The 14,821-nt window shown below is 36.5% G+C and carries 16 protein-coding genes; 12 read left to right on the top strand and 4 right to left on the bottom strand.

Annotation, left to right across the window (positions count from 1 at the left end):
- Nucleotides 1-8: 8 nt before the first annotated feature.
- Together BUC10_RS14065 and BUC10_RS14060 are read right to left on the bottom strand one after the other, a co-directional pair.
- Nucleotides 9-707 (bottom strand): ion channel, encoded by a 699-nt coding sequence (locus tag BUC10_RS14065; protein WP_165614907.1) that lies wholly within the window; start codon nucleotides 705-707, stop codon nucleotides 9-11.
- A gap of 6 nt (nucleotides 708-713) precedes the next feature.
- On the bottom strand, nucleotides 714-1,025 hold the full coding sequence (locus BUC10_RS14060; protein ID WP_165614906.1) for a hypothetical protein: 312 nt from the start codon (nucleotides 1,023-1,025) through the stop codon (nucleotides 714-716).
- A 138-nt stretch (nucleotides 1,026-1,163) separates the two neighbouring features.
- Here BUC10_RS14060 and BUC10_RS14055 point away from each other — a divergent pair, with 138 nt between their 5' ends.
- Nucleotides 1,164-6,227: an AAA family ATPase gene (locus BUC10_RS14055; protein WP_073180801.1), complete on the top strand. Its 5,064-nt coding sequence runs from the start codon at nucleotides 1,164-1,166 to the stop codon at nucleotides 6,225-6,227.
- Here the strand turns inward: BUC10_RS14055 and BUC10_RS14050 are convergent.
- Nucleotides 6,219-6,986 (bottom strand): LytR/AlgR family response regulator transcription factor, encoded by a 768-nt coding sequence (locus BUC10_RS14050; protein ID WP_073180799.1) that lies wholly within the window; start codon nucleotides 6,984-6,986, stop codon nucleotides 6,219-6,221. The genes BUC10_RS14055 and BUC10_RS14050 overlap by 9 nt on opposite strands.
- A gap of 78 nt (nucleotides 6,987-7,064) precedes the next feature.
- Between BUC10_RS14050 and BUC10_RS14045 the strand changes: the two genes are divergently transcribed.
- Nucleotides 7,065-7,697, top strand: a complete 633-nt coding sequence (locus BUC10_RS14045; RefSeq protein ID WP_073180797.1) for a peroxiredoxin — start codon at nucleotides 7,065-7,067, stop codon at nucleotides 7,695-7,697.
- A 742-nt stretch (nucleotides 7,698-8,439) separates the two neighbouring features.
- On the opposite strand, the gene BUC10_RS14040 is transcribed toward BUC10_RS14045, so the two are convergent.
- Entirely contained in the window at nucleotides 8,440-9,252 is an 813-nt protein-coding gene (locus tag BUC10_RS14040; protein ID WP_073180795.1) for a hypothetical protein, read from the bottom strand.
- A gap of 254 nt (nucleotides 9,253-9,506) precedes the next feature.
- On the opposite strand from BUC10_RS14040, the gene BUC10_RS17870 reads away from it, so the two are divergent.
- The 10 genes from BUC10_RS17870 to BUC10_RS13995 all read left to right on the top strand — a co-directional run bounded on the left by BUC10_RS17870 (nucleotide 9,507) and on the right by BUC10_RS13995 (nucleotide 14,815).
- Nucleotides 9,507-9,668, top strand: coding sequence for a hypothetical protein (locus tag BUC10_RS17870; RefSeq protein WP_165614905.1), 162 nt, complete (start codon nucleotides 9,507-9,509; stop codon nucleotides 9,666-9,668).
- A gap of 86 nt (nucleotides 9,669-9,754) precedes the next feature.
- The gene (locus tag BUC10_RS14030) at nucleotides 9,755-11,359 is read left to right on the top strand and encodes a tetratricopeptide repeat-containing sensor histidine kinase (protein ID WP_245812836.1); all 1,605 of its coding nucleotides are present in this window, start codon (nucleotides 9,755-9,757) and stop codon (nucleotides 11,357-11,359) included.
- Between the two features lie 3 nt (nucleotides 11,360-11,362).
- Complete coding sequence (locus tag BUC10_RS14025) at nucleotides 11,363-12,028, top strand: DNA-binding response regulator (protein ID WP_073180790.1); 666 nt, start codon at nucleotides 11,363-11,365, stop codon at nucleotides 12,026-12,028.
- A gap of 93 nt (nucleotides 12,029-12,121) precedes the next feature.
- Complete coding sequence (locus tag BUC10_RS14020) at nucleotides 12,122-12,373, top strand: hypothetical protein (RefSeq protein WP_073180788.1); 252 nt, start codon at nucleotides 12,122-12,124, stop codon at nucleotides 12,371-12,373.
- Nucleotides 12,374-12,395: 22 nt separating this feature from the next.
- Complete coding sequence (locus tag BUC10_RS17865; protein WP_165614904.1) at nucleotides 12,396-12,536, top strand: hypothetical protein; 141 nt, start codon at nucleotides 12,396-12,398, stop codon at nucleotides 12,534-12,536.
- A 2-nt stretch (nucleotides 12,537-12,538) separates the two neighbouring features.
- The gene (locus BUC10_RS14015) at nucleotides 12,539-13,075 is read left to right on the top strand and encodes a hypothetical protein (protein ID WP_131819088.1); all 537 of its coding nucleotides are present in this window, start codon (nucleotides 12,539-12,541) and stop codon (nucleotides 13,073-13,075) included.
- The gene (locus BUC10_RS14010; protein ID WP_073180784.1) at nucleotides 13,072-13,434 is read left to right on the top strand and encodes a hypothetical protein; all 363 of its coding nucleotides are present in this window, start codon (nucleotides 13,072-13,074) and stop codon (nucleotides 13,432-13,434) included. The genes BUC10_RS14015 and BUC10_RS14010 overlap by 4 nt, the downstream gene beginning before the upstream one ends.
- A gap of 101 nt (nucleotides 13,435-13,535) precedes the next feature.
- On the top strand, nucleotides 13,536-14,186 hold the full coding sequence (locus BUC10_RS14005) for a hypothetical protein (protein ID WP_073180781.1): 651 nt from the start codon (nucleotides 13,536-13,538) through the stop codon (nucleotides 14,184-14,186).
- On the top strand, nucleotides 14,183-14,527 hold the full coding sequence (locus BUC10_RS14000) for a hypothetical protein (RefSeq protein WP_073180779.1): 345 nt from the start codon (nucleotides 14,183-14,185) through the stop codon (nucleotides 14,525-14,527). Before BUC10_RS14005 ends, BUC10_RS14000 begins: the two co-directional genes overlap by 4 nt.
- Before the next feature lie 27 nt (nucleotides 14,528-14,554).
- A complete protein-coding gene (locus tag BUC10_RS13995) occupies nucleotides 14,555-14,815 on the top strand; it encodes an alanine-zipper protein (protein ID WP_073180777.1) in 261 nt (86 codons plus the stop codon).
- Nucleotides 14,816-14,821 lie beyond the last annotated feature (6 nt).

Raw genomic sequence — 14,821 nt, 5'->3', positions numbered from 1 at the left:
GTTAGGGGTTAAGAGTTTGAAGGATCTTGAATTAGATACTTCCCAACTAACATTGCTACCAATATTGTGAGATAAAGTTGCCCTGTAATACCTATTAAAAGGGCCATTGACTGAGCTGGGGCCGTCAATGGTAGAACGTCTCCGAAGCCAAGGGATGTCAATGTGGTAAAAGAAAAGTAGGTAAGTTGATATAAATCGCTTCCCTGATTTAGATTGTACGAATTGGGAACCAATAAGTTTATGAACTGAAATAACTGACCTCCAAATAATCCAATTAAAAAGTAACCAGAAACGGCCGCCGAAATAATGTTCAAAGTAATTTTAGGACTGTTCCAAATGATATTAAAGAGACGATAACTAAGAAAAGTAAGAAAGGCGCTGGTGAAAAAGGCCCTTAAAAACTTTACCACGGGAAGTAGTCCACTTTCAGCCCCAAGCCAAATAAATATGATTGCCACGATACCAATCGTAAAACCGACTAGAAAGTGCCTAATGGAATTGGAAATCAGTTGTATGCCTGTAAAAACAACAAAAGATAAAACTACCTGAAAAATCAATGCCCTTAAATGTGGAAGTAAATAAACTGGTATGGGTAGTAATAGTAACAGAACAAGGCTTAATAAAAGCCAAGTAGAATTGTTTTTGCCTCGGAAAAGAAACCGTTGCAGCTTCAGGTGGTAACGATATGCCTTGCGGATTCTTTTCAAAACTATTCACTTTATGTTGTATCGGAGTTTGAGTAGTATTAGTTCTTCCTCCAGTTCATTCCGAAGCTCAGATAGTCTATCGCTTCCCTTTCTTCCTTTTTGACCAGCAATTAAGCCATTGATGCACTTCTCCAAAAAAGGGACATCTGCATTTTTGTTACCGTTTATGAATTCCATAGTTCCTTTCAAAGCAAATAAAAAGTATTGGGTTTCCGAAGTGTCTTGATAGAGGTTCATCACCCTTTCGGTCTTCTCCAAGTAATATTGTAATACCCTGTGGCACTCATTGAGTAATCTTTGTTTATCGTAAACGGTCATGGCAAGAAATTTCATCAAAAGTATTCCATGACCAATGGGATGGACATCAGTAATTTCCCAACGTTCTTCCTTGACTTCCGAACGTACTGGGATATTGCCCCATTATTAATATCTTGAAGTGGTCATAATTTGAAGTAAATGTCATTCACTGCAAAGTTTTCCGATGTGAGAATCAATGTTCAAAACATTGATGGAAAGCCTATGCTCATTGAAAAAATTCATTCTGAACGGAGGATTGAAAGTGTTTTCTTGGATGTGCCTCATATACTCAAACCATTGGGGTCTGAAGAAAACCATATTTCTTATGATTTCATGGATATTGAAAAGTTTGACCCACCAATTCCAAGAACTGAAACGGATTTTATAGACCTTCTAAATAGTTGCTTGCAGGTTGTCCAGGCTCTTAAATCACTTCATCAAAAGAATATGTCCATTGGGACTTTGTCATCTAGCAGGATTGCGCTAAATGAAAAAAAGGAAATTATGATTTTGGGCAATTCCTTATTTCGTGAAATACCCTTTAAATCTTCATCCGAGGTTTATGCTCTTGAGGACTTGTATTTCTCGGCTCCTGAAAACTATGAAAACACGGTGATAGTCGCCGATAATCGTTCAGATTTCTATTCTCTTGGGATTAATTTATATACATGGGTTACTGGAAGTCTACCGTTTAAAGGGAATGATAAATTAGAGCTAACGCATCAGCATCTCACCAAGACTCCGATTGCTCCTTCAGATATTAACCCTAAAGTGCATCCAAGCTTCGAAGAATTAATTTTAATTCTTTTGGCTAAAAATCCAAATGAAAGGTATGCCTCGGCATTTGGTCTGTTTCAAGATTTAAGTGAAATATCGGAAGCATACAAAATAGATGAGGACAAAAAAATACAACTTCATAGGGATTACAATCCTGGTAGAATAGAATTCGCATCCATACTTTTTGGAAGGGAAGACCAATTAGGAAAATTGGAAGAATGCTATAAAAAAGTAGGCTACCTAGATTCCCAAATTGTTTTCGTAGAAGGTTATTCTGGAGTAGGGAAAACAAGCCTGATCAATAAGTTCATTGACGGTTTATCTCCCAATAAGAACATTGTACTGGAGGGGAAGTTTGATCAGTTTAAGAACACACCATATTCCGCAATTCAGTCGGCGTTTACCAGCATGGAAAGACAACTTCTATTGAACTCAAAACTTGATACAAAGAAACTTCAAGAGACTCTTAAGGAAGCCCTTGGGAAAAATGCTGGGGTTCTGAAGGAGATCATTCCAGGGATTTCTGCAATGGTACCTAAATTGGAAGTAGTTGAGGCATTAAATCCGATTGAGACTAGAAACCGTTTTGTTTATGTCTTTCAAAAGTTTTTTGAGGCGGTCGCAGACCTAGGATTGAAAATCATTCTGTTTTTGGATGATTGGCAATGGTGCGACGTTCCATCTTTGGAACTTGTTAATGCTTTTGTCAAGATTGAAAGTAAAAATGTCTTTTTTCTGTTCGCCTATCGAGGTAATGAAATTGATAGCAATCATCACTTTCATAGATTCAAAACGGAAATCGAAAAAAGAGAAAATTACAGTCACTTATTGGTATCTCCTTTAAACAGAAAATCGGCAAATGAAATGATTGCCAACACTCTGGGGATGAATGAAACTGACACTTCAGAGTTTACAAAGCTTATTTTTCCCAAAACGGAAGGGAACCCATTTTACATCAAACAATTCATAAACTCTTTACACCAAAATAGGGCGTTGAGTTACGACTATGACAAACATGTTTGGAGATGGAAAAAGTCGATGGTAGGTGCCAAAAATGTATCGGACAATGTAGTTGGCCTGATATCCAAAAAGATTGATAAGCTCTCTTACGAAGCCCAGATTATTTTTAAGGTTGCCTCCTGTATTTCGGGTCGATTCGACTTGGATTTAATATCGGAGATAAGTGGGATAGAGAAAGTACTAATGCCGATATTATTGGATATTTCCATTGGTAGTGGTTATATCATCAAGACCCAAAATGACGGTGTCCCAAAATATTCATTTGCCCACGATAGAGTGCAACAAGCAGCATATCACCTTCAGGTACCTTCGTTTAATCTATCAAACGAGAAACTACATTATCGACTTGGAAAGACTTTACTTAAGAAAAAGAACCAAGCCGATTATTCCATTGGCGAAATCCTATTGCATTTTGTTAATGCTAAAGAGCATATAGAAATTGATATTGCCAAGGCAATAATCAAAGCTGTATTGGGTCAGAATAAGGAATCGGGCCTGTCCATTACCCCTGAGGCGAGTAAACAATATTTTGAGCTCGGTCTTTTCCTAGTTGACAAATTTGAAATATCACAGTACCGCTTTCAGTGTTTACATGGAATTTGCGAGTCCTTATTTCTATTAGGTGATTTGGAAAGTGCTGAGATTTTTGCAAATAAGGCTTTTTCGGCAACTACGAAGGTTTTGGAAAAAGTTCAGCTCCTAAGAATGAAAATGCTTTTTTACGAAAGCTATGCGATGTATGAAAGGAATATCCAGACTGGTTTGGAAGCCCTTGAACTGTTCAATATACAGGGTCGAATTCATTTTGAAAACAATGGTCTGGAGCCACTGATCCAAAAGGAATATGAGTTGTTCAATTCTCTTGCTGCCAAAGACAACTTGCTGCAAGACTTGGCCCATCGAAAAATGACCTCTCCAGAGGATTTGGTCGTTATGGATGTATTGGTGAACATGAATGCCTCCGCATACTTTGTTGACCTTTATCTTTTTGCTTGGAGCACCTTAAAAATGACCAACCAAACCTTGGAAAAAGGGTTGACGCATTCTACTCCGTTTGCTTTGGTATTTATGGGGTCTTTACTGGTTGCTTTCTATAAAGAATTCGACTATGGCTACGAATTTGGAAAAATTGGAGTTGATTTGCTTTCCCATATCGACAATGACCAATACAAATGCAGAACATTATCTATTTTTCCAATTTTCATTCAGCATTTTAAAGAACCTATTCTGGCAGGCACTTCAAATTTGGACGAATCCATTTACAGTGGATTGGAAACAGGTGATCTACCTTATGCGGGGTACTCCTTTTATGCAAAAGTGCGGGATGCTTTTCTAGCAGGGGATGATTTGATTAAAACTTTGGAAATCTGTGATGAAAGCATAGTATTTATGGAAAAGGTCAATAATCAAGGTTTGTTGGCCCTCATGAAACTACTTAAAGGAAGTCTGTTGAAATTATTGGGCAGGTTTGACCCGGAATATCAGTCTAAAGAGATGGAGGCCCTGAAGTTTTTACAAGAGGTAAAGTTTTTCACCGCAATATCCCACCATTATATCTTCAGGAGTTGGGTGTGTTGTATGCTTAAGGAATTTGAAGAGGCCAGCATTCTTTTAAAGCAAAATGAGGAGATAGTGATCTATGCGGCCTCTCAACCGCACGTGCCAAAACACTACTTTCTGGATTCACTTTGCATACTCTATTTGAACGAATCACTTACGAAAAAACAGGAAGAAAAAGTAAAAGAAAATCAAGGAGTCCTGAACCTTTGGAGCAATAGTATGCCCGATAATTTCAGTGCTGAGTATTATCTAATCGAGACACTTTTAAAAGGACGCTCTGGCAAAATCGAAGAGGCGCTGGGAACTTTTAATTTAGCCCTTAAATGGGCGGAAAAAGGTGGTTTGAGAGGTGTTAAGGCGTTTGCCTATGAAATTGCCTCTGACATGCTTAAATCAAGCGATTATTCCATTTTGGCCGAGGGGTTTGAAAAAAATGTGAATTCCATCTACGAACAATGGAATGCGGTGGCAAAGGCAAAGAAAGGCAAAAATGAAAAGACAACTTTGGATTACACGTACTCAGACCTCACGACTGAAAGTTTGATTAGGTCCATGCAGGTAATTTCATCGGAAGTTAACAAAGGTGATGTAGTTGAAAAGCTTCTAAATGTGCTTATGGAAAAAGCAGGGGCGGACCGAAGCGTGTTAATCCTAATAGAGAAAGGGCACCCCTATATAGAGGCAGAAATAAACTTGAACGCTGAGAAGGAGCTTTTGGTCAAGGAACCCCTTGGAAAACAAAAGTCAATTCCCATTAGCATCATTGAATATGTCATAAGCTCTAAAAAGGAATTCGTTTTTGACAGTAGTGATATAGCGATTTCGGTAGATAAAGACTATATAGAAAAAACTAAAATACAATCATTGCTTGCCCTGCCCTTAATAAGGCAAAAAGAGCTTATTGGAGTTCTATATCTTGAAAATCGAAAATTCCAAGGTTTGTTTCAAGGGAACGATCTCGATACACTTAAGGTAATCGCATCTCAGGCTGCCATATCAATTTATAACACGCTCCTTTTTGAAGAAGCCTCCGAACTTAATATAGCACTGCAATCTTCCAAAGACGAATTGAGTAAGATGAACCTTTTGTTGGAGGATAAAATAAAGGATAGGACCAAAGTTCTTAGACAGGAAATTGAAACCCGAAAGGAAATTGAAGAAGAACTCAAAAAGGCTCAAAAAGAAGCGGAGAAATTTCATCAACAGCAGATAAAGGAAGAGCGACGGGAAAGCTTGCAATCAAAAATGATGATGTTATCCTCCCAAATGAACCCACATTTTATTTTTAATTCTTTAGGCTCGGTACAGTCTTACATATTGAATAATGATACCAATAGAGCTGTGGACTTCATTTCTGAATTTGCGGGGTTGATGCGAAAAAACCTGATCAACTCGACTACCAAATACATATCAATAGCTGAGGAGCTGGAGTTTTTGGACAAGTATCTTTTGTTGGAAAAAATACGATTCAACGACAGTTTTGAATACCATATAAGCGAGGAAATAGATAATCCTCATGACACGTTGATTCCACCAATGTTGCTGCAACCATTTATAGAAAATGCAGTGATTCATGGACTAAGCAAGCTAGAAGGAAGGAAAGGGAGCTTAAAAGTCCATTTAGACGAAACAGAGGATAGGATTATCTGTATCATAGAGGATAACGGAATTGGAAGAGAGAATGCTTTAAAGCATAAGAGCCAAGGTCATAAGTCAGTTGCCATAAGTAATCTTGAAACCCGATTGGAACTTCTAAATGATTCCAGTGAGGATAAGGAGTATACTTACGAAATATTAGATTTAAAAGACAAGAATGGTCCGTCGGGGACAAGGGTAAAAGTATGTTTCCCGAATGACTTACATTAACCTATTGAGTAGGTCGTCCTTCTTTCTAACTGACACATCTACATGTGATCCATCTTTCATTATCACATATCCACCCTTTCCTTTCACATATTTTTCCAGGTGAGTAAGGTTGATCATGTGAGACTTATGCACCCTGAAGAAATTGCACTGTTCCAATAGTGCTTCATACTCTTTCAAAGGCTTTGAGACCAGTATTTTTTTCCCACTTTGCAAATAAAAGTTTGAATATGACCGTTCCGCTTCGGCTCTTATAATGGCCTCGGCCTCGATAAAGTCTATTCCATCCGAAGAAGGTAGGGCAATTTTGGTAAAGCGTTGGTCTTCCAACTTCAAGTTGGATTTAAGTACATTAATCTTTTCACTACTAACGGTAACCCCTTTTTTGTTAATGACTTTTGCAGCCCTAGCCACTGCATCTTGTAGCTCCCTAATATTTATGGGCTTCATGAGATAATCGAGAGCGGCATATTTTATTGCGTTGATAGCATAAAGGTCATGAGCAGTAGTAAATATTACTTCGAAAGGTGGTTCTTCGAAGTGGTCAAACAAGGTAAAACCGTTACCACCAGGCATCTCAATGTCCAAAAAAATTATTTGAGGACTTTTATCCATTATCAAACTAACGGCTTCTGAAACATTCTGGGCATTTCCCAAGATTTCAATTTCAGGGCAAAAATTGCCTAACATTTTTCCCAGGGTCTCATGATGACGAGCCTCATCATCAACAATTATTGCCTTAATAGTACCCTCAGTTTCCATTATTTGTTCGTTACTAAGTAAATATACATTTATTACTCCTTTAGTAATTCTTTGTTATTTAATAATTTAGTCAAAGCCATGTCAATTACTTTAGGTTCGATAGCACCAGATTTCAGCGCAAGCACTACAATGGGAGAATTGGGATTCCATGAATGGCTTGGCTCAAGTTGGGGGCTATTTTTTTCACACCCGGAGGATTACACCCCAGTGTGTACAACGGAGCTTGGGGTAGTCGCTAATTTACATGATGAGTTCAAAAAACGAAATGTTAAGGCAATTGCCCTTAGTGTTGATAGCCTTAATTCTCATAAAGGCTGGATATCCGACATTGAAAAAACAATGAAAACTACGGTGAACTTTCCGATAATCGCTGATGAACAAGCAGAAGTCGCTCAGCTTTACGGAATGATTCATGAGGGGAGTTCTGATAAGCACACCATTCGGTCGGTCTTTGTTATCGGGCCCGAAAAGGATATTAAATTGATGCTTACCTATCCTATGGCCGTAGGCAGGAATTTCGATGAAATTTTACGAGTGGTGGATGCTCTTCAACTTAGTTATAAACATCCTATTGTTACCCCTGCGAATTGGGAACAAAATGATGATGTGATTATCGATCCTTCCATTTCAAGTGAGGAAGCGGGCAGAACATTTCCAAAAGGACACGAGGAGGTCACTTCTTATTTGAGATATACAGAACAGCCAGATTAAGCTTAAATGATTTTTTTGCGTTAGGTATTATATTTTGCGGTTTCCATACAATGTAATTCAGACGTATAAAGACCAGAACCTAATTCTGGAGTACAGGTGATTACCGGCTTTACAATACTTTCGTTTTTTATACTCACCGAATAGCTCACCTAAATCAAAAAATCAAAGAAACTACAATAAAATATTGTGCGTAATAGACTTTCCTATGAATTGAATTCATTTTTCATTAAATAATATACGGAAATACTAACCTTAATTCTACATAAAATTTGACGGCTTTTGTGGTCATTTAATAGATGCCCAAAGCGCATAGTGTTTACATTTTTTGTCCTGCCAGCAGGACGTGGAATGTAAAGCAAGAGGGTAACACGCTAACGCGATGTTACGATTTTTAGTTTACTGATTTTCAATATCTTACAGAGATATAAAAATCCGTGAAAAATAGTTTTTGTGACAAAAACCTTGGGAACCCCTATAAACACGGAAAATTTTTGGCACAAAAAATAATGTTTGATTCGAATTGTAGCTGTTTGAGGCACTTTTTTTCACGGATTTAATTTGAAGTTATTTGTTCTGATTTGAAAATAGAATTGATTTGAAAATAGCAAGTACGCCCTATTTCAATTTTACTTCCTGCCTGTCAGCAGGCAGGTACGCTTAGCTTCCCGCACACTATAAAATCGAAACAGGATCCGGCGCAGGTTATTTATGGTAAGATTTGGGGAAACTCTGGAAATATGAGTTACGGATATTTTTCACAAATGTATTTTTTGATCATATAACTAGTTATTGGATTAAGGGATTTACCTGTTTCTGGATGTCTTGCCAAGTCAGTGAAATATTCCAGTTCACCTAATGAATTTTTTCCATACCATAGATTTTCCAAACCCTCTTCTGTGAAAAACTCTGTATTGCAATCTGGAGCGATTTTTTCAAAATACTTGATCCGATCTTCTTTATACACCTTTAATAGACCTTGTTGTAATTTTTCTGCATCAAATTTTGTTTCAATGTAATGACTACCATTCCATATCATCCATCGCTGTCGATTTACCGAAACTATTACCATAAAAATAGCTGTGGTAATAATAAAAAGTATGATTAAGATTTTATACTTTTTTAAAAAGACTAGCAATTTTTGAAGGATGCTTTCACTTTTTATACTCTCCTCAAACTCTTCATAAGTTTTGTAACCAAGAAATCTACAAAGACCTACAACAACCTTTAGTTGTTTAATACTTATATCCTTCAGGTTGTTCCCCAACTTTTTTGCTTCATTGAAATAATCACGATAACTTTTCTCACCCAATCCGAATTCCATTTCATCTTTGATAAAATTTGAAATATCGCCTGCTAGGTCAACTTTTGAGGGCTTTTTTTCTCCTCTTTTTTTTCTTTCCTCCTCTGCCTTTTTAAAAGCATGAATGATTAGTGTTTTGTGCATTAAAAGGTTGATTTTTAGATAGTTTAAAATAGGAAATCTTTTGGAATGTCTGTGGAATTTTTGCTCAGAAAACTTTCCAAATCTCTTCCATAATAATTCCTGGGTTTCCAAGATTTCATCATTTCATTTGCTTCAGAATTTGAAAATGTCTTCTCGTATAAGGCTTGCGAGTTTCAATTCTAAATCAGAGGGATTAAGTCCATTGCTGTAGGTAATTGAGAAGTAATTACAGCTGTGTACTTCTTACCTCAATACTTCTCAATCGAGAGGGACGCCTCTCATATTTCTATGCGATTTCTCATCGCAGAATTCACTGAATAATAACTCGGACAGCCATTGGTATGTCCATTTTCAAAGCAAGTAAAATGACAAAAACATATTTAATTTTGTTTACGGTTTTCCTCAATTTTATGCTGTTTTCCTGTACGCCGGAAAGTATTGCAGACGAGGAAATTTATATAGAAGCCTGTTGTGGCGGTGATGGCGGAGATATTCCCCCACCTCCACCTCCTGGCGGGGACAACTAATTATTATTAGTTTATATTTTAGAGGAATGAAGTACCAAAACATTTCATTCCTCTTTTTTTATTTATTGCTGTCATTTTTGATAACAATGATTTCTGGTAAATGTACAGCACAGGATAAATCAGATAGTGTAAGCTATTACTACTATGCTATCCTAAACCCAAAACAACCTGAGCATTTGCCTGACGGAATCAGCTATTATTCTAAACGAAAAGAAAGAAATTTAATCAATGGAGATACCTTAAGAGCTATTGGAGATTTGAGAATGATTGCCATTGGTCAGTTCAAAATAGGAAATGTATACGACAGTGAAAGCTCAATTGTAGAAGCACTTGATTTGATCAACAAAAATAAGAATAGAGATAATTTGGTTGAATCACGAGTAGGATTACTAAATCAACTGGGGAGGGTTTATCGGTCTGCCAATAATTATGAAGAAGCTCTCAAGTCTTTTGAAGAAGCTCTCAAAATGGCCTCGAATACAAAAGATAGTATCACAATACTCAACAATAAGGCTAATGTGCATAAGGACATGCTTCAATATCAGCAAGCACTAAATCAATATGTTCTAGTCTATGACAAGACTTCGAGTGGTAGTGACAGTTTACAACTGGCTATGGTTTTGGATAATCTTGGATATGTACAAGCTAAGCTAAATCTGCCATCAGCACTGGACAATCTAAACAAAGCTTTAAAGGTTAGGATAAAGGAAAATGAACTTGCTGGAATTTACAGAAGCTATAAAAATCTAACCCATTTCTTTCTTGACAAAAATGACAAAAAGAATGCCATGCTTTATGCAGACCAAGCTTATGCGATTGCCAGAAAACTGGAGAATGGTGGGTATGTGCAAGATGCGTTATCACTATTTGTTGAATTGGATGAAGACCCCAAAGTGAAACAATACAAGAGATTGACCGATAGTATTGTTGAAGCAAGACAATTGGCTGAAAATAAAAATGCATACATAAAGTATAATGTTGAGGAAGAGCGAAAGAAAACAGAAGCAAGCAGATTGCAGCAGGAGAAGGAGAAGCGTTTAAAACTTTTATATAAAGCTATAGCGGCTTTAATACTTTTAGCGTTATTGGCTTCCTATTTTATTTTTCGATACCGGTACAAAAAAGGAAGATTGGAGCAGGCATATAATACCGAGACTAGAATTTCCAAAAAAGTACACGATGAGGTGGCAAACGATATTTATCAAGTAATGACCAAACTGGAAAACAACCCGGATGTTAAGTCTGATGTCATGGATGATTTGGAAAATATTTATTCTAAGACAAGGGATATTTCGAGGGAAAATAGTCCTATTGACTTTAATGAAGATTTTGATCTTCTGCTAAATGACCTGCTTCTAAGCTTTAAAAATCAAAAGGTAAATATTGTTACTAGAAATATTGTAAAAATAGATTGGAGTCGGGTTTCAGATTTGAAGAGAATGGCAATTTACAGGGTCTTGCAAGAACTATTGACCAATATGAAAAAGCATAGCAAGGCCTCATTGGTCGCATTAACGTTTAATAAATCAGGAGCTAAAGTGTCCATTGATTATAAAGACAATGGGATTGGATGCGACCTGAAAAAGAAACTCGGGTTGCAGAATGCGGAAAACCGTATTACCTCTCTAAAGGGAACCATTACTTTTGATTCACAAAGAAATAATGGATTTGAAGTTCATATTATTGTTTAGAATATGTTTAGAAAGGTATTGGTAGCGGAAGATATGGATGATGTAAACCAAGGGGTTTACACGATTCTTTCCAAATTGGATATTCCTGAAGTTCATCAAACACAGTATTGTGACGATGCCTATTTAAAAATAAAGAGAAGCTATTTAGATGATGGGCCTTATGAATTATTGGTCACAGATTTGTCTTTTAAAGTAGACCATCGGGAACAAAATTACCCTTCAGGAGAAGCTTTAATTGAAAAAGTAAAAAGCGAGTATCCCAATTTAAAAGTCATAGTATATTCCGTTGAGGACAGGCTTCAAAGAGTTAGAACTTTGGTAAATGACTATGGGATTGAGGGTTACGTTTGTAAAGGGAGAAACGGTCTTAAAGGACTATCCAATGCAATCACATCTATATATAATAATGAACGTTATCTCTCTGAAGAAGTGAAAAACGCACTGAGCTCAAAGTTGGATTTAGGAATTAATGAATTCGACATTGAACTGATGGAACACTTAGCCAAAGGTCTTTCACAAGATGAAATCAGTTCGTTGTTCAAGAAGAAAAATATCTCCCCCTCCAGTTTAAGTTCTATCGAAAAACACCTGAATAAACTTCGCATACAGTTCGGGGCTAAAAATGCCATACACTTAGTGGCAATTGTAAAGGATTTGGGGCTTATTTAGTTTCCAAAAAATTTATTTTCTATTGATGAGGAATCCCGTAATGAAGTGGTTCTTCAAGTTTTTATTTTCCCATAATAAATAAAAACAGTGTATATGGCACTTTACTTTTTAAGTTACGATTTACGTAATAATAGGGATTATCAAAAATTGTATGATGAGCTAAAATCTTTCGGAGCAATTCAAGTTTTAGAATCAACCTGGTGTTTTAAAAGGGTTAATACTTCCATAGCTGCTCTGAGGGACTATTTTAAGGGATTTATCGACAAGGATGACGGACTATTAATCGATGAGTCAGTGGGTTGGGCGACATATAATTCCAATAATACCCCAAACAACCTACCATAACTTTAATTTCAAAATATATCCAATGGCAAAACAAAGAAAGACGAGTAAAAAAGCAGCTTCTTCCGCATCCAAAGTTTTGAGGGATAAAAGAACTAGCAAAGACAGCAAGAGAGCTGCAGGTAGTGCTCTTTCACAGAGAGCACCTAAAAAGAAAAAGAAATGATAATGAATAAAACTATTAGTCTGTTAATTGCTTTATTAAGTGTTGGTACAGTTTTTAGTCAAGACCTAAAAGAACAACAGTCTAAAATGTTGGACTTTGTATCGAAAACTGGGGTTTTGATCAAATATGAGGATTATCGATTGCCTAGTATCAAGTTGAACTATGGAATTGCCCAAGCAAGAATAAGGAAATTGACCAGTGGAACAGAAACAAAATTGTTCTACCAAATTTCCAAAGAGGGCAAATATGATACTAAGACGGCCTCGGTTGCTTATGAAGATTTACTAGAGATGCAAAAGGCACTAGAAAATCTGAAATCTCAGAGTACAAACGACACTTCTACATACGCAGATTATATTGAGAATAAATTTGTGACAGATGACGGATTTCAAGTTGGTTATTTTGTGAGTAAGGGTAAAACTAGTTGGTATCTAATTCTAGAAAAGTACGGAGATGGTAATACTGTTTTTATGAAAGATGTAGCCAGTATAGATGTAGCCTTTGATTTGGCAAAAACTAAGATGGATGAGCTAAAATGAAAAAGTTTGTTTTGCTCTTGGCTTTAATGTGCTCTGGAAACAGCTTTTCCCAACAGATAAGCTGCAACAGATTGTTGGAATTTGTTGAATCGGGGGGATATGGGAAAGGTTCTTTGAGCAGCTACACCCTTAATTCGTCCTGGTTGTACAAGGTAACTGCCTACGAATATAATTACAGTATTTATGTTGTGGCTGAAATAAAAAGGAATGAGTATAGTTTTAGCACAAACACATACATCTTTTGTGGTATTCCTTCTCAAAACTGGAGCAATTTTCGATATGGAGGTTATGGAGATCCAAATTCTTATGGGAAAAGATTTCATAAGTATATTATAGACTACGTATGTAATTGTTACTGAGGGTTAAACTTCATCCAAAAATTTAAAGACCTTACGGAAACCCGTAAGGTTCTTTTTTGCAGAGGGAATAAGTTTGTTCTTCAACTAGTAACAAACATAAAATGAAAAGACTTACTCTCATAATTATTTGCTTGTTCATACTACAATCTTGTTCCTCGCCTCTAGACAAAAAATATAGTAAGATATCACTTTCCGCAGATGCGAAAGAAATTAGAGAAAAGGCAGGATTGTCTGATGAAGAACTTCAAACAATGGCGGGTTGGATTGCTAAAGCCGAATTGACCGGAGAATCCTTGGAAGGAAAAACTTATAGCGAAATTCTAGAGGAAGCTAATGACTACGAAAAACAACAAGAGAATCTTGCAAAAAAGACAAAGCTTGAAGAAGAGCAGAAGCGAATAAAAATGGGGTCCACATTGACAGTTGCTCTTTATGATAAGGGTTATACTGAATATGATTACCAAGATTATCTGACTTATAGCTTGGCTTTTGAAAACAAATCTCAGAAAGATATAAGAGCATTTAAAGGAGTGTTGACCATCAATGATTTGTTTGACACGAAAATTACTTCTATCAATTTAACAATTGATGAAACAATTCCTTCGGGAACCGTATACAGAGGTACGTATACAACTGATTATAATCAGTTTAGAGATGAAGATGTTAGATTGAGAAATAAGGACATAGAGGATTTGAAAATTGCTTGGACACCTGAAAAGATATTATTTGAAGACGGAACCTCTCTCGAATGAAGAAAAAACACTTTGAATATATAAGTGTATTTCTTGCTCTGCTGATTTCCTTTTTATTGGGAAGGGAAAGTAAGAGCGTTGGTTATGAAGATAGGTTTCACAATGAAAACACTTATCAGAATATCCCAAAGTTTGAACCGGAAGGTCCGCAAAACTTAGACACCATTCATCTTCTTACGGGTGAGAGCCCTGAAGTTTATGTATGCAATGGTAAATCAAGCAAACGCTATCATTATAAAAAAAACTGTAGAGGTCTTTCAAATTGTAGATCATCAATTTCTAAAGTGAGTCTTGAGGAGGCCAAGAGAAGAGGAAGAACGCTTTGTGGATGGGAAGATTAGAACACAAGAAAATTCAATCTGAAATAAATGAATAAAATTTCCAACAAAACTTTGATTGTTGTTGTTTTTATTATGGTGTTGGCATATAATATTCAACTTCAAATTAAACTCAATAGGATAATGAAATCTGTAAGTAATGCAGAGTATGAGGCCAGAATGGCAAAAAATAATGCTGAGGATGCGGCTTCTTATGCAAGTGATGCTGCAGACTATGCAAGGGAAGCTTCTGAATATGCTCAAGAAGCTGCTAATAAAGCTTTTGGCAATGAATGTTGGTCGTGTCCATAATCATTA

Source organism: Flagellimonas flava (assembly GCF_900129665.1).
Lineage (GTDB): Bacteria > Bacteroidota > Bacteroidia > Flavobacteriales > Flavobacteriaceae > Flagellimonas > Flagellimonas flava.
The sequence above is the reverse complement of the archived record's forward strand: the minus strand, read 5'-3'. Positions and strand labels throughout refer to the sequence as shown.

What these genes read in the sequence shown, in the direction of transcription:
- BUC10_RS14055 (WP_073180801.1), top strand. Translation starts at nt 1,164, where the DNA reads ATGTCATTCACTGCAAAGTTTTCCGATGTGAGAATCAATGTTCAAAAC.
- BUC10_RS14015 (WP_131819088.1), top strand. Translation starts at nt 12,539, where the DNA reads ATGAATAAAACTATTAGTCTGTTAATTGCTTTATTAAGTGTTGGTACA.
- BUC10_RS17870 (WP_165614905.1), top strand. Translation starts at nt 9,507, where the DNA reads ATGACAAAAACATATTTAATTTTGTTTACGGTTTTCCTCAATTTTATG.
- BUC10_RS14050 (WP_073180799.1), bottom strand. Translation starts at nt 6,986, where the DNA reads ATGGAAACTGAGGGTACTATTAAGGCAATAATTGTTGATGATGAGGCT.
- BUC10_RS14045 (WP_073180797.1), top strand. Translation starts at nt 7,065, where the DNA reads ATGTCAATTACTTTAGGTTCGATAGCACCAGATTTCAGCGCAAGCACT.
- BUC10_RS14005 (WP_073180781.1), top strand. Translation starts at nt 13,536, where the DNA reads ATGAAAAGACTTACTCTCATAATTATTTGCTTGTTCATACTACAATCT.
- BUC10_RS13995 (WP_073180777.1), top strand. Translation starts at nt 14,555, where the DNA reads ATGAATAAAATTTCCAACAAAACTTTGATTGTTGTTGTTTTTATTATG.
- BUC10_RS17865 (WP_165614904.1), top strand. Translation starts at nt 12,396, where the DNA reads ATGGCAAAACAAAGAAAGACGAGTAAAAAAGCAGCTTCTTCCGCATCC.
- BUC10_RS14030 (WP_245812836.1), top strand. Translation starts at nt 9,755, where the DNA reads ATGATTTCTGGTAAATGTACAGCACAGGATAAATCAGATAGTGTAAGC.
- BUC10_RS14010 (WP_073180784.1), top strand. Translation starts at nt 13,072, where the DNA reads ATGAAAAAGTTTGTTTTGCTCTTGGCTTTAATGTGCTCTGGAAACAGC.
- BUC10_RS14000 (WP_073180779.1), top strand. Translation starts at nt 14,183, where the DNA reads ATGAAGAAAAAACACTTTGAATATATAAGTGTATTTCTTGCTCTGCTG.
- BUC10_RS14020 (WP_073180788.1), top strand. Translation starts at nt 12,122, where the DNA reads ATGGCACTTTACTTTTTAAGTTACGATTTACGTAATAATAGGGATTAT.
- BUC10_RS14025 (WP_073180790.1), top strand. Translation starts at nt 11,363, where the DNA reads ATGTTTAGAAAGGTATTGGTAGCGGAAGATATGGATGATGTAAACCAA.
- BUC10_RS14060 (WP_165614906.1), bottom strand. Translation starts at nt 1,025, where the DNA reads ATGACCGTTTACGATAAACAAAGATTACTCAATGAGTGCCACAGGGTA.